The sequence below is a fragment of the Janthinobacterium sp. 78 genome, from assembly GCF_003096775.1.
GTDB classification, from domain to species: domain Bacteria; phylum Pseudomonadota; class Gammaproteobacteria; order Burkholderiales; family Burkholderiaceae_D; genus Janthinobacterium; species Janthinobacterium tructae.
Genome location: NZ_QENT01000001.1, coordinates 1,740,366 through 1,752,497 on the forward strand (window position 1 = coordinate 1,740,366; position 12,132 = coordinate 1,752,497).

At 63.4% G+C, this 12,132-nt stretch carries 13 protein-coding genes; 6 read left to right on the plus strand and 7 right to left on the minus strand.

The annotated features are described in order from the left end of the window. Positions 1 to 5: 5 nt before the first annotated feature. On the plus strand, positions 6 to 653 hold the full coding sequence (locus C8C92_RS07705; RefSeq protein ID WP_099760313.1) for a response regulator: 648 nt from the start codon (positions 6 to 8) through the stop codon (positions 651 to 653). 155 nt (positions 654 to 808) lie between these two features. Beyond that, complete coding sequence (locus C8C92_RS07710) at positions 809 to 1,504, plus strand: Crp/Fnr family transcriptional regulator (RefSeq protein WP_099760312.1); 696 nt, start codon at positions 809 to 811, stop codon at positions 1,502 to 1,504. Between the two features lie 3 nt (positions 1,505 to 1,507). Here the strand turns inward: C8C92_RS07710 and C8C92_RS07715 are convergent, their stop codons facing one another. Further along, positions 1,508 to 2,695, minus strand: a complete 1,188-nt coding sequence (locus C8C92_RS07715) for an MFS transporter (protein WP_116743446.1) — start codon at positions 2,693 to 2,695, stop codon at positions 1,508 to 1,510. 90 nt (positions 2,696 to 2,785) lie between these two features. On the opposite strand from C8C92_RS07715, the gene C8C92_RS07720 reads away from it, so the two are divergent. Together C8C92_RS07720 and C8C92_RS07725 are read left to right on the plus strand one after the other, a co-directional pair. Continuing rightward, positions 2,786 to 3,238, plus strand: coding sequence for a helix-turn-helix domain-containing protein (locus tag C8C92_RS07720; RefSeq protein WP_116743447.1), 453 nt, complete (start codon positions 2,786 to 2,788; stop codon positions 3,236 to 3,238). Then, positions 3,235 to 4,467: a D-amino acid dehydrogenase gene (locus C8C92_RS07725; RefSeq protein ID WP_116743448.1), complete on the plus strand. Its 1,233-nt coding sequence runs from the start codon at positions 3,235 to 3,237 to the stop codon at positions 4,465 to 4,467. Before C8C92_RS07720 ends, C8C92_RS07725 begins: the two co-directional genes overlap by 4 nt. On the opposite strand, the gene C8C92_RS07730 is transcribed toward C8C92_RS07725, so the two are convergent. From C8C92_RS07730 to C8C92_RS07740, 3 genes are all read right to left on the minus strand, one after another. Continuing rightward, entirely contained in the window at positions 4,442 to 5,521 is a 1,080-nt protein-coding gene (locus C8C92_RS07730; RefSeq protein ID WP_116743449.1) for a hypothetical protein, read from the minus strand. The two genes, C8C92_RS07725 and C8C92_RS07730, sit on opposite strands and share 26 nt — an antisense overlap. Before the next feature lie 69 nt (positions 5,522 to 5,590). Beyond that, the gene (locus C8C92_RS07735) at positions 5,591 to 6,622 is read right to left on the minus strand and encodes a MerR family transcriptional regulator (protein WP_116743450.1); all 1,032 of its coding nucleotides are present in this window, start codon (positions 6,620 to 6,622) and stop codon (positions 5,591 to 5,593) included. Between the two features lie 69 nt (positions 6,623 to 6,691). Then, positions 6,692 to 7,606: a LysR family transcriptional regulator gene (locus C8C92_RS07740; RefSeq protein WP_116743451.1), complete on the minus strand. Its 915-nt coding sequence runs from the start codon at positions 7,604 to 7,606 to the stop codon at positions 6,692 to 6,694. 97 nt (positions 7,607 to 7,703) lie between these two features. Between C8C92_RS07740 and C8C92_RS07745 the strand changes: the two genes are divergently transcribed. Then, the gene (locus tag C8C92_RS07745; protein ID WP_099760305.1) at positions 7,704 to 8,771 is read left to right on the plus strand and encodes an SDR family oxidoreductase; all 1,068 of its coding nucleotides are present in this window, start codon (positions 7,704 to 7,706) and stop codon (positions 8,769 to 8,771) included. A gap of 116 nt (positions 8,772 to 8,887) precedes the next feature. Here C8C92_RS07745 and C8C92_RS07750 read toward each other — a convergent pair whose 3' ends face one another. From C8C92_RS07750 to C8C92_RS07760, 3 genes are all read right to left on the minus strand, one after another. Next, on the minus strand, positions 8,888 to 9,832 hold the full coding sequence (locus C8C92_RS07750; RefSeq protein WP_180287812.1) for an SMP-30/gluconolactonase/LRE family protein: 945 nt from the start codon (positions 9,830 to 9,832) through the stop codon (positions 8,888 to 8,890). A 63-nt stretch (positions 9,833 to 9,895) separates the two neighbouring features. Further along, a complete protein-coding gene (locus C8C92_RS07755; protein ID WP_099760304.1) occupies positions 9,896 to 10,138 on the minus strand; it encodes a hypothetical protein in 243 nt (80 codons plus the stop codon). Positions 10,139 to 10,143: 5 nt separating this feature from the next. Beyond that, the gene (locus C8C92_RS07760; RefSeq protein ID WP_099760303.1) at positions 10,144 to 10,449 is read right to left on the minus strand and encodes a hypothetical protein; all 306 of its coding nucleotides are present in this window, start codon (positions 10,447 to 10,449) and stop codon (positions 10,144 to 10,146) included. Between the two features lie 269 nt (positions 10,450 to 10,718). On the opposite strand from C8C92_RS07760, the gene C8C92_RS07765 reads away from it, so the two are divergent. Beyond that, positions 10,719 to 12,089, plus strand: a complete 1,371-nt coding sequence (locus C8C92_RS07765) for a hybrid sensor histidine kinase/response regulator (RefSeq protein ID WP_243420141.1) — start codon at positions 10,719 to 10,721, stop codon at positions 12,087 to 12,089. Positions 12,090 to 12,132 lie beyond the last annotated feature (43 nt).

A 12,132-nucleotide genomic window follows, 5' to 3' on the forward strand; every position in this document is an offset into this window, starting at 1 on the left:
AATACGTGAACGCTCCAATCAAAATCCTGCTGGTCGACGACCACACCTTGCTGCGCAGCGGCGTCAAGCTGCTGTTGCAGCGCAATCCTCTATTCCAGGTGGTGGGCGAGGCATCGAACGGACTCGACGGCGTGCGCCTGACGGCCGAGCTGCTGCCCGACGTGGTGCTGATGGACTTGAACATGCCCGGCGTAACGGGCGTCGAAGCGCTGCAACTGATCTTGCAGGACATGCCGCAGATGGTGGTGCTGATGCTGACCGTGTCGGAAAACGCGGCCGACCTGGGCGCGGCCCTGCGCGCTGGCGCACGCGGCTACTTGCTGAAAAATATAGAAGCCGAGCAGCTGGGCCAGGCCATCTGCCGCGCCGCCGCCGGTGAGTCCGTGATTGCCGACGCCATGACGGCCAAGCTGGTGTCGCAATTTCGCGCGGGGCAGAACGCGCCCCAGGCCGACTACGACAAATTGACGCCGCGCGAACGCGAAGCCATGGCTTGCCTGGCGCAAGGGCTGAGCAACAAGGAAATCGCGCGCCAGCTGGATGTGGCCGAAAGCACGGTGAAAATCCACGTGCAAAACATCCTCAAAAAGCTTAAGCTCAGCAGCCGCGTGCAGATCGCCGTCTACGCCGTCGAGCGTGAGTTAAGCAAATAAAGATCAAACAAAGCGCAAATAGTTCGCAAGGAATGCGCGATTGTTTGATCTGCATGGCGTTCCGGCCTAGACAACCCTAGTTCCTTTGACGTATGGCCTTGACGATGCCTGCGCATTACACTCTTAGTCATTCGCTAATCTAATAAGAGAGTGTCATGCATAAGGTCAACGTCGATGGCTTGCTATCGAGCCAGGCTCTGTTCCGCCATATTTCCCCTTCGCAATTAGAACAATTGCGCCAGGATGTCGTGCGCGTCGAAGTGGAAAAAGGCAAAGTGCTGTTCCGCAAGGGCGAAGTGCCGGAAGGCGCCTATGTGGTGGTCTTCGGCCTCGTCAAGCTGAGCGTGTTTTCCATGGAAGGTACCGACAAGGTACTGGAACTGATCCGTCCGGGCCAGAGCTTCGGCGAAGCCATGATTTTCCTCGATGAACCGTACCCGTTCTGCGCCGAAGCGCTGGAGCACTGCCTGCTGCTGCGCATCCCGCCGCACGCGCTGCTGCGCCTGCTGGACCAGTCGCCGCGTATCGCACGCCAGATGATGAACAGCCTGTCGCACCACCTGATGGGTTTTATCCGCAACGTGGAACGCTGCTCCGTGCAAAACGCCACCCAGCGCGTGGTCGAGTACCTGCTGCAGGCATCGGACCAGCAGCGTTCGAACGAGGTCAAGCTGGACTTGAAGAAAAGTCTGCTGGCATCATTCCTGAACCTGGCGCCCGCCACCCTGTCGCGCGTGCTGCATCAGTTGACGGACTTGCACCTGATTAAAGTCAGCGGTTCGCTGATCCAGATCCAGCCCGATGCACTGAAGACGTATCGTCACGGCTCCGCCACGGCCCTGCTCAATTAAGTCCTATTTTTCGATAGGCAAGGTCAGCCGCCAGAACAGCAGGGCGAGCAAGCTGACCGCCGCGCCCAGCGCGCATACCGCATGCCAGCCCGCCAGCGCATACGCGCTGGTGGCGGCAATCGCTCCCACACCGCTTCCCACCGCATAAAACAGCATGTAGCACGCCACCAGGCGGCTGTGCGCGTCGCTGTCCTGCTTGAAAATCAGGCTCTGGTTCGTTACGTGGATGGCCTGGCCCGCCAGGTCCAGCGCGATGATGCCGATGACCAGGGGCCACAGGGCCGTGCCGGCAAAGCCGAGCGGCAGCCAAGCGGCCAGCAGCAATAGCAGCGCCGCGCCCGTCGTCCACTGCGCGCGGCCCTTGTCGGCCAATGCTCCCGCACGCGCCGCGCCCAGCGCACCGATCACGCCGACCAGGCCAAACGCGCCGATGGCCGCGTGCGTATAGCCTTGCTCAGTCAGTGGCAGCACCAGGGCGCTCCAGAAAATATTGAAGACGGCAAACATCAGCAGCGCCAGCATGCCGCGCACGCGCAACACCTTGTTATGCAGCAGCATGTCCAGCATCGAGGCGAGCAGCGCGCCGTAGGCCAGCTTCTGATTGGATGGCTGCGCTGGCGGCAGCTTGCGCCACAGCAGCAACAGCAGGGCGCAAGCGATGGCCGCCGAGACGAAATACACGGCGCGCCAGTCGGCCAGATCGGCCACCACGCCGGACAGGGTGCGCGCCAGCAGCAAGCCGATCACCACGCCGCCCTGCGCCATGCCGACGACTCTGCCCCGCTCGTGGCTGGCCGCCGCGCTGGCCGCATAGGCGATCAAGCCCTGCGTCATGGCCGTGCCCAGCAAGCCCACCAGCAGCATGCCACCCAGCAAGGCGGCCGTGGAACGGGCGCAGCCCAGCGCCGCCAGGGTGATGGCAAGCAAGCCCAGCTGGAACAGGGTCAGGCGGCGCCGGTTCAGCATGTCGCCCAGGGGCACCAGCAGCAGCAGGGCCAGCGCGCAGCCGAGCTGCGTGGCCGTGATGACCATGCCGCTGGCGGCGTCCGTCATGCCGAATTCATGCGCCAGGGTGGCGAGTAAAGGCTGGGCGTAATACACATTGGCCACGCTGAGGCCGGCTGCGCAGGCGAACAGCCAGACGAGGGTAGGGGGGAGGGCTGTCGTGAGGGGAGGGTTTGTGTCGCGCATGGGTTAGTCCATAAGTGGTTTCAAATTAAAACCAGTTGGAGTCTACGCCGGGAAGTTTTAAAATGCAACCAGTCAATCAAGGAGACACCCGTGGCCAAGCGCAAGAGCCTGAAAACCGACCCCTGTCCCGTGGCGCGCGCGCTCGACGTGATCGGCGAGCGCTGGTCGCTGCTGATCGTGCGCGACGCCTTCGACGGCATGCGCAGGTTCGGGGAATTCCAGAAAAGCCTGGGCGTGGCGAAGAACATCCTGGCCGACCGCCTGCACACGCTGGTGGAGGAGGGCATTTTTACCATCGCGCCCGCGTCGGACGGCACGGCCTACCAGGAATATGTGCTCACGCACAAGGGGCTGGCGCTGTTTCCTGTCGTGGTCGGCTTGCGCCAGTGGAGCGAGGCGCAATTGTTTGAACCAGGCGAGGCGCACTCCACCCTGCTGCAGCGCGGCTCGGGCTTGCCCGTGCGCAGGGTGGACGTGCTGGCCGAGGATGGCCGCGTCTTGCAGGCGGGCGATACCGTCGTGCACAAGGTGTCGCCACTATGACGCGCGTGGCTGTGCTCGGCGCCGGCATCACGGGCGTCACCACGGCGTATGCGCTGGCGAAACGTGGCGTTAATGTCACCCTGATCGAGCGCCACCGCTATGCGGCCATGGAAACGTCGTATGCGAATGGCGGGCAATTGTCGGCCTCGCACGCGGAAGTGTGGAACCACAAGGCAACGCTATGGAATGCGCTGAAATGGATGGCGCGGCGCGATGCACCGCTGCTGCTCAATCCGACTCCCGGCTGGCACAAGCTGAACTGGTTTGCGGAGTTTCTCGCCGCTATGCCTGACTATGAGCGCAACACCATCGCCACGGCGCGCATGGCGATCGCCGCGCGCGCACATTTGTTTGCGTGGGCAGAGCAAGAGAATATTGATTTCGATCATCGCCGCGCGGGCATCCTGCATGTCTACCGGGACCAGCGCGGCTTTGAGCGGGCGGCCGGCGTGTCGCGCCTGCTGGCCCGGGGCGGCTTGCAGCGGCGCGCCGTGAGCTTGCTGGAAATGCGCGCCATCGAGCCGGCCCTCATCGGCGACTTTTACGGCGGCTACTACACGGACAGCGATTCCACGGGCGATATCCACAAGTTCACCAGCGGCCTGGCCGACGCCTGCGTGCGCCTGGGCGTGGCCTGCCGCTATGGTGCACAGGTGACGGCGCTGGCGCGCGAGCACGGCAAGGTGCGCGTTAGCGTGGGAGACGGCGTGGGCGAGGACAGCACCCTGTTCGACGCCGTCGTCATCTGCGCGGGCACAGCCAGCCGCGCCATGGCGGCATCCCTGGGTGACCATGTGAATGTGTATCCCGTGAAAGGCTATTCGATCACCGTGCAGCTCGATGATGCCGCCAGCCGGGCGGCGGCGCCCAAGGTCAGCCTGCTTGACGATGCCACCAAGCTGGTCAGCAGCCGCCTCGGTGAAGACCGGCTCAGAGTGGCGGGCACGGCGGAATTCAATGGATTCAATGACGATATCCGCGCCGACCGCATCCGCCCGCTGCTGGCATGGGTCGAGCAATGTTTTCCTGAGGTGAGTACGCGCAAGGTGATCCCGTGGGCGGGTTTGCGTCCCATGCTGCCGGCCATGCTGCCGAAGGTGGGGCCGGGCAAGGCGCCGGGCGTGTACTACAACACGGGCCACGGCCACCTGGGCTGGACCCTGGCGGCCGCGACGGCGGAGATGGTGGCCGAGGTGGTTGCGCCTAGTTCTTCGGCAATAAATCGCTGAGCGCGGCGCGGCCCTTGACGGTGAGGAAGGGGCTGACCTTGCTGTAGGGCAGTAAAAAATCGTTTTCGCAGCCACTGCCGTTCGAGTCTTCCCAGAACGAGACGCCTTCCGGCTTCAATGACAGGTGGAAGCGGCCGCGGCCGTCGTAATCCGTGCCCTTGCATTCGGCGTCGATTGTCACATTCTTGAAGAGGGCCTGGCGCAGGCGGTCCGGCAATTCGGCCTTGTCGTCGCCATCGCTGGCGCTGGCGCCAAACCAGTTCCACACGTCCGTTTCCTGGCCCGTTTTTACGTCCCAGGTACGGAAGCGGATGGAGATGCCGCTGGCGCCATAGCCGGCCGGCCAGCGGTAAAATTTGAGCGTCACCCAGCGTGGCGACCAGTAGGTGGGCTCCGCATACACTTCGTCTTCCGTCGTGAAACCGTTGCGGCCCAGATACTCGCGGCGCGTGGCATAGAAATCGGCCAGATCCTTTTTGTTCTTCGCCAGCACGGTACGCAGCTGCGCGTTGATTTTTGCGATGCCATCGCCAGGCGCGATCAATTCCACCGTGATGCTGTCGCCCACTTGCAGGTTGCGGTATTGCTTGCCTTCGAAGGCAATGGGTTTGCTGACCTTTGTGCCGGGAAAGTCTTCCAGCGCCAGGTTGTAGGCATCGCTGGCGCAGGATGGATGGTCGCGGTCGCCCGCCGCTTCCAGCAGGGTCAAGGCCAGGGGCAGGGACTTGCCGCTTTTCGGCTCCGTCCAGGTGCCGGTGAGCTTGCCGCCCTGCGGTGCATTGAGTTTCCACGTGCCCGTGGTATCGCCCTTGGCATCGGATTCGCTCCAGTCGCTCTTGCCGTTCGGCATGGACAGCATGATCGGTGTCTTGTAGCGCGTGTAGTAGTAATTGCCGCTGCGGTCAGATCCTTGCGTGGCGCTGGGCTGGTTGAAGCAAGCCACGATATTCGCCTTGCCCAAGGTGCCTTGCCACACGCCTTGCACGGGCGGTTCGGCCGCCATGGCGATATGCAAGGCGGGCAGGGTCAGGCAAGCTAACAGAAAGCGGCGCATCGGTTTTTCCTGTGATTGGCGATGGCCGATTCTACATGGCCACCGCCTGGATATGCCGCACGCCAACTTTTACGCTGGCTTTTCCTGCGCCACCACGGTCATCGCCGCGCCCAGGTATTGCAGCATGGCCGCGTCGACGAAGCTGCCTTCCATCAGACGCGGTTCCTGCTGGTGCGCCTGGCGAAATTTCAGCTGCGTGGCCGGGTCCGTGCCCGCATACGAACGGAACAGCTCCAGCCATTGCCGCGCCAGTTGCAGCACGGCCGGATCGGTGGGCGGCGTGCGCGCATCGATGGCGGCGCGCACGGCGGCGATCAGGGCCGGCCACTCGCCCGAACGCTTGCCGTAATTGGCGGCCAGGTGCGCATATTCCTGTGCGTTGAGGAAAGGCCGGTACAGCGCGATGCGCGAGGCATTGAAGGCGGCGATGATGAATTGCATCACCTCCGCATCGATGCTGGTCGTCGCTTGCATCGATGGCTCCTGCGCGTGCATGTCGTTCAGCCGCGCGAACAGGCCAGGGTGGGCGCCGGTGTCGCGCACTAGCTTGACCATCCATTGCGTGGCCAGCGCCTGTGCCTGCGCATCGTCGGGGCTGGCGCCCGCGTCTTTGACGGCGCGCACTCTTGTTACCAGTGCCTTCCATTCCTGTTCCACGGCTGTGTCCGACAGCAGCGGCAGTTGTTGCAGTTCTTCGGGACTAAAGTATTTGTCGTACATGGTCATCAACTCCATTGTGGTGAGCCACTCGGCCAGTTCCGGCGCCTGCCCTTGCGCCAGTTGCTTCTGCAAGCGGCACAGGCGTGCACGCAGGGTGGAAGCCTGCGCGATCTGGCGCTCCAGCATGGCGATCTGCCGCGCCACGATGGTGCTCAAGGGCAGGTCCGGCCCGGCGAGTGCGTTGGCGATATCGGCCAGCGACAGCCCGAACTTGCGCAGCGCTATGATCCGGTGCAAGCGGTCCATGTCGCCGTGCTGGTACAGGCGGTAGCCAGCGGGTGTGCGCGCCGAAGGCGAGAGCAGGCCGATGCTGTCGTAATGGTGCAGGGTGCGGATGCTCAGGCCCGTGAGCTTGGCAAGTTCACCGATTTTCAACAGCATGGCGTACTCCTTTCCTGGTGCGTACGGACAGCATCGACCCTGACGCGACGTCAGGGTCAAGCCGTATTTTTAGCTGATCGTCAGCCGCTGCCGCAATTCCTGCAGCAGGGTGCCTGTTTTCGGCGTCAGCTGGCGCGCCAGCGGCCACGCCAGGTACAGGGGCAAGCCTGGCGTGGCCAGCTGCGGCAGGACTGCCACGATGGCGCCCGTCGCCAGGTATTCCTGCACCAGCCAGGTGGCCAGCTGCGCTACGCCCAGGCCCGCCAGCACGGCGGCCGTGCGCGCTTCCGCGTCGCCCACCGTCATGCGTGGCGACGCCAGGCGGTATTCCACCTGTCCGCCATGTTCATCGTGCGGGAAGAGCCAGGGCATGGGCGAGCCGTCGCCGCGACCATAGGCGATGCAGTCGTGCTGCTCCAGATCTGCGATGGACGCGGGCGTGCCGCGCCGCGCCAGGTAGGCGGGCGCCGCGCACAGGATCAGCTGCTCGTCGCCCAGGTGCATCTGTCCCAGCGCGGCCGGCCAGTGCGAAGGCGCGCCGATGCGCACGGCGATATCGATGCGCTCCTCGAACAGGTCGACGAAGCGGTCGCTGAAGGCGATCGACGGCTGCAGGCGCGGATACTGCGCGCACAGCGCCAGCAGGGCCGGCATCACGCGCAGCCGGCCATACGCTGCGGGCACGCCGATGCGCACCTTGCCCGCCAGTTCCGTCGCGTGTTCGGCCAGCACGTCTTCCGCATCCATCAGTTCTTGCAGCACGCGCTTGCAGGTGGCGTAATAGGCGCGGCCAGCGTCGCTCAGTTTCAGCCGGCGCGTGCTGCGCTCGAACAGCAGCACGCCCAGCCGTTCCTCCAGCCGCGCGACGCTCTTGCTGACGGCCGAGCTGCTCAGGTGCAGGCGCTCGGCCGCCTTGGTAAAACTGCCCGCGTCGGCCGTGGCGAGGAAGGGCGTGAGGCCTTTGAGATGTTCCGATGAAAACATGATCCGCGAATTTTTTTCATGAATAATGTGAAATAGTATCGCGGATAAGAATTTCAGTCGCGGATATGATGGGTTTTTCTTTCGGAGGCTTTCTAACATGCAAAAACACGCCCTCATCATCGGCGCCAGCGGCGTCATCGGCAGCAACCTTGCCACGCATCTGCTCGGCGAAGGCTGGCAGGTGACGGGCGTCTCGCGCGGACGCACGCCCGTGCCGGCCGGCTGCACGGCCTTGCAGCTCGATGCGACGGATGGCGCGGCCGTCGCCGCCGCGCTGGCGGGCCTGGACGCCAGCCACGTCTTCTTCACGGCCTGGGCGCGCCAGAAAAACGAGCAGGAAAACATCCGCGTCAACGGCGCCATGGTGGCCAATGTGCTGGCCGCGCTGGGGCCGAACGGCCACTTGCGCCATGCGGCGCTGGTGACGGGTCTCAAGCACTACCTGGGACCGTTCGATGCGTATGGCAAGGGAACAGTGCCTGTGACGCCGTTCCGCGAAGAGCAGGGCCGCCAGCCCGTGGAGAATTTTTACTATGCACAGGAAGACCGCTTGTTTGAAGCGGCCGCTCAGTACGGTTTTACGTGGAGCGTGCACCGCCCGCACACCATCATTGGCTACGCGCTGGGCAATGCCATGAACATGGGTTTGACCCTGGCCGTGTACGCGAATTTGTGCAAGGCCAGCGGCGCGCCCTTCGTCTTTCCCGGTTCGCCCGCGCAGTGGCACGGTTTGTCCGACATGACGGACGCGGGCCAGATCGCGCGCCACCTGGCGTGGGCGGCGGACAGCCCCGCCGCACGCAACGAAGATTTCAATATCGTCAATGGCGACGTGTTTCGCTGGAAGTGGCTGTGGCCGCGCCTGGCCGCGTATTTTGGCGTGGCAGCGGCAGACTTGCCGGAAACGATGGCGCCGCTGGCCGAGCGCATGCAGGATGCGCCCGCGCAATGGCGTGCCATCGCGCAGCAGCATGATCTGGCGGAAGCCGATATCAGCCGCCTGGCTTCCTGGTGGCATACGGATGCCGACCTGGGGCGGCCGATGGAAGTCATGACGGACATGGGCAAGAGCCGCAAGGCCGGTTTCCTCGACTACCAGGATACGCAGGATGCCTTCTTCAGTCTGTTCGAGAAATTGAAGGCGGAGCGCGTCATTCCGCGCTGACCCGGTCGCCGCCAACGATGTTGTCGGCTTACGCCGTTCCGGCTAAGCCGACCTACCGGGCCATCGTGGTAATGCGTAGGTCGGCTTGGCGCGCAAGCGCGTAAGCCGACATCCTGCTATTCGGCCTTGCGTCGCTCCTGCGCCCGCTGCCACTCCAGGCCCGGGCGGTCGACGCGAAATTGCAGCAGGCGTCCCTGCACCACTTCCGTCACATACGCCGTGCGGCCGTCGGGGCCGCCGAAGGTGATGTTGCTGGGCTTGGCGCCGGGCACGCTGATCTCGCGCAGGATGCGCCCCTGCGGCGACAGTTTCACCACCGTGCCCTTGCCGTAGCGCGTCACGTACAGGTTGCCGTCGACATCCACGCGCATGCCATCCATGCCGAAATCGTCAAACTTGATCAGCAATCGCTTGCCGCTCAGGCTGCCGTCGGCGGCGATGTCATACATCCAGATATTGCGCTGCACGCTTTCATTCACGTACAAAATCTTGCCGTCGGGGCTCACTTCGATGCCGTTGGCCGTGCCCATGGTGTCGAGCGCCAGCGTCACCGTGCCGTCTTGCGCGATGCGCCACACGCGGCCCGTGTTTTCCTTCCAGTTCGGGTCGCTCGCATACAGCACGTCGTCGGCCGTGATGGCGATGTCGTTCGGCTGCGTCATGCGCGGCTCGCGCGCGTGGATGGTGAGCGCGCGCGTGGCCGGATCGACCAGGTAAATCGTGTGTTCCATATAGTCTGCCAGATACATCTGGCCCCGGCTGCCGAAGCGGATGCCGTTGGCGATGCTGGTGCCGGGCAGCGTCAGGTACACCTCGCCCATGCCGCCGGGGCTGACCTTGCCGATGGTTTGCTGGCGCGCAAAGTTGACGGCGTAGATATTGCCATCCGCATCCACGGCCGGCCCTTCGATGCCCTTGGTGAAGGAGTGCGCGGGCGTGAAGGTGGTGGTGAGGAACAGCGCTTCGTGCGCGGGCGGACTGGCGCAGGCGGACAGGCTGGCCAGCGCGGCGGCCAGCACGGCGGCGCGCAGCGCCGGCAGGGCGGTTCGGGAATGAGGCATCAAGGTTCTCTGTATGGCAAGGGTGGCGTATGTTACCCGACGCGCGCAGACCGGGGCGCCAGTCTATGCCGCCACGACCACCAGGTCGGGGAAGTCGTCCTGCCAGCCGGCCCAGGCATCCTGCAAATGCGCGTGCATGCCGGCGCGTTCTTGCGCCAGATCAAAGGCGTCGGCGCTGGCCAGCAGAAAATGGGCGATGGCGCGCAGGGTGGCCGGGTCGGCCTCGATGGTCACGTCGGAACAGCGTTTGGGACGTTCGGCGGCCTCGTCTTGCAGATAGCAGTGCAGCGATAAGTGTGGGGTCATGGTTGTCAATTATTGATGTAGGCGCCCAGCATGGCGTGTGCGTTCAGTGCGGCGCAGTTGCTCACTTCGTCAGCCTCGTCGGGCGGCACGATGCGCGGCGAAAACAGTTCGATGCTGTCGGTCTCGGGCACAAACAGCATCTTCTCGTAGTTTCTCTGCGAGAACTTGACGACCTTGCCGCGCTTGCTGCCGTAGCGCTCGACGCGCTCACCCACGTGTTCGAACCAGGCAAACAGCTGCGCGCTGGCCGCGGCGGGAATGAAGGGACTGTTTTTTGCGAATTCGCCGACGAGGAAATGGTATTGGTCCATTGGCAATGCGGGGGAGGGTTGCGACAAGCGCATTTTTGCACGGAGTGCAACATGTTGCCAACGCGTGCGCGCGGCTATTCCGTCAGGCGATCTGATCGATAAGTAAGCTAATGCTTTCATTTCATAAGGAAAATAGAGTATCGTGCTCAGCTATAAAGTAATACACCGTATGCAGCAATAGAGCTGGCGTGCGCGGCGAGGTCTGAGTGAACGCCGCGGAACGAAGAGTTGTCCTTGAGGTCGGCCCCCACAGGCCGTACATCGTTACCATGCACCACACAGCACTCTCGCCGGATCCTGAGGATGCGCCCGCCCAGCAGTTGTCCTCCGAGCAAAATCTGCAGGCATTGCATAACCGCGAAGTCAAACTGCTGCGCGAGACGATCAATCAACTGTTGATCATGGCCAAGATGCAGATGCAGGAAAAGGACAAATCTGACGCCTTTGGCATGTTGATCATGCAGTTGCGCGAAGCCAATCAAAACCTGGTGCTGGCAACGTTTGGCGCCCAGGATATGCAAGCGTCCGCCGAAGCGACAACCTTGCGCCAGACGGAATTTCTGGCCATGCTCGCGCACGAGTTACGTAATCCCTTGCAGCCGCTGGCAATGGCCAATGATTTGCTGGCCAAGAAGGTCGACCTCGACCCTCAACTGGCGCACGTGCATGACGTGATCGGCCGCCAGGTGGCGCACATGGCGCGCCTGATCGACGATTTGCTCGACGCCTCGCGCGTCAGCAGCGGGAAGATCACCTTGCAGCTGGCGCCCATCGTGCTGAGCGACATCATCGCCAGCGCCGTGGAAGTCGGCCAGGCCAGCATCAGCCAACGCCAGCAAGTGCTGAGCGTGAGCATGCCGAAGGAAGCCCTGGTCATCGAAGGGGATCTGGTGCGTCTGACGCAAGTGTTTGCGAACTTGCTCATCAATGCAAGCAAGTTTACGCACGAGTTTGGCCATATCGACGTCGTCGTCAGGCGCCACGATGATCTGGTGGAAATTGCCGTCAGCGACGACGGCGCCGGCATCGCCCTCGATATTCAGCCCTTCATCTTCGACTTGTTTACCCAGGGTTTCCGTTCGCTGGAACGGGCGCAGGGCGGCTTGGGCATCGGCCTGTCGCTGGTGCGCATCATTACCCAGTTGCATGGTGGAACCGTGGACGTCTTCAGCGCCGGGGTCGGCTTTGGCAGCCAGTTTGTCTTGCAGCTGCCCCTGTCGTCGCTGGCGCCGCCGCAGACGGACTTGCAGGCGCTACCTGCGACGTGCGCATTGCCGCGCCGCATATTGCTGATCGAGGATAACGCCGATGCGGCAGAAATGCTGGCGCTGCTGCTGATGCAGGACGGCCACCATGTCGACGTGCGCAACGACGGCCCCAGTGGCTTGCGCGCCGCGCTCGATGCCCCCTACGATATGGTCGTGTGCGATATCGGCTTGCCGGGCATGGATGGTTTCCAGGTTATCAGTTCGGCACGCGCGGCCTTGCCGGCGCCGCTGCCGTGCTTTGTCGCCGCGTCGGGTTACAGCCAGCTTGGCGAGTTCGACCGCGCTGGCCAGGCAGGGTTTGACCACTACCTGGTAAAGCCCATCAATATCGACGCTTTGTCGAAAATAATCATGGCAACGGTTCCTCACTGATAGGGCGGAAATGGCCGCCTTGACCGACATCGTCATGCAGTGC

Excerpts from the sequence above, each read along its gene's own strand:
- C8C92_RS07715 (WP_116743446.1), bottom strand. The coding sequence starts at position 2,695 with ATGCGCGACACAAACCCTCCCCTCACGACAGCCCTCCCCCCTACCCTC.
- C8C92_RS07740 (WP_116743451.1), bottom strand. The coding sequence starts at position 7,606 with ATGTTTTCATCGGAACATCTCAAAGGCCTCACGCCCTTCCTCGCCACG.
- C8C92_RS07725 (WP_116743448.1), top strand. The coding sequence starts at position 3,235 with ATGACGCGCGTGGCTGTGCTCGGCGCCGGCATCACGGGCGTCACCACG.
- C8C92_RS07730 (WP_116743449.1), bottom strand. The coding sequence starts at position 5,521 with ATGCGCCGCTTTCTGTTAGCTTGCCTGACCCTGCCCGCCTTGCATATC.
- C8C92_RS07765 (WP_243420141.1), top strand. The coding sequence starts at position 10,719 with ATGCACCACACAGCACTCTCGCCGGATCCTGAGGATGCGCCCGCCCAG.
- C8C92_RS07710 (WP_099760312.1), top strand. The coding sequence starts at position 809 with ATGCATAAGGTCAACGTCGATGGCTTGCTATCGAGCCAGGCTCTGTTC.
- C8C92_RS07750 (WP_180287812.1), bottom strand. The coding sequence starts at position 9,832 with ATGCCTCATTCCCGAACCGCCCTGCCGGCGCTGCGCGCCGCCGTGCTG.
- C8C92_RS07735 (WP_116743450.1), bottom strand. The coding sequence starts at position 6,622 with ATGCTGTTGAAAATCGGTGAACTTGCCAAGCTCACGGGCCTGAGCATC.
- C8C92_RS07755 (WP_099760304.1), bottom strand. The coding sequence starts at position 10,138 with ATGACCCCACACTTATCGCTGCACTGCTATCTGCAAGACGAGGCCGCC.
- C8C92_RS07760 (WP_099760303.1), bottom strand. The coding sequence starts at position 10,449 with ATGGACCAATACCATTTCCTCGTCGGCGAATTCGCAAAAAACAGTCCC.
- C8C92_RS07745 (WP_099760305.1), top strand. The coding sequence starts at position 7,704 with ATGCAAAAACACGCCCTCATCATCGGCGCCAGCGGCGTCATCGGCAGC.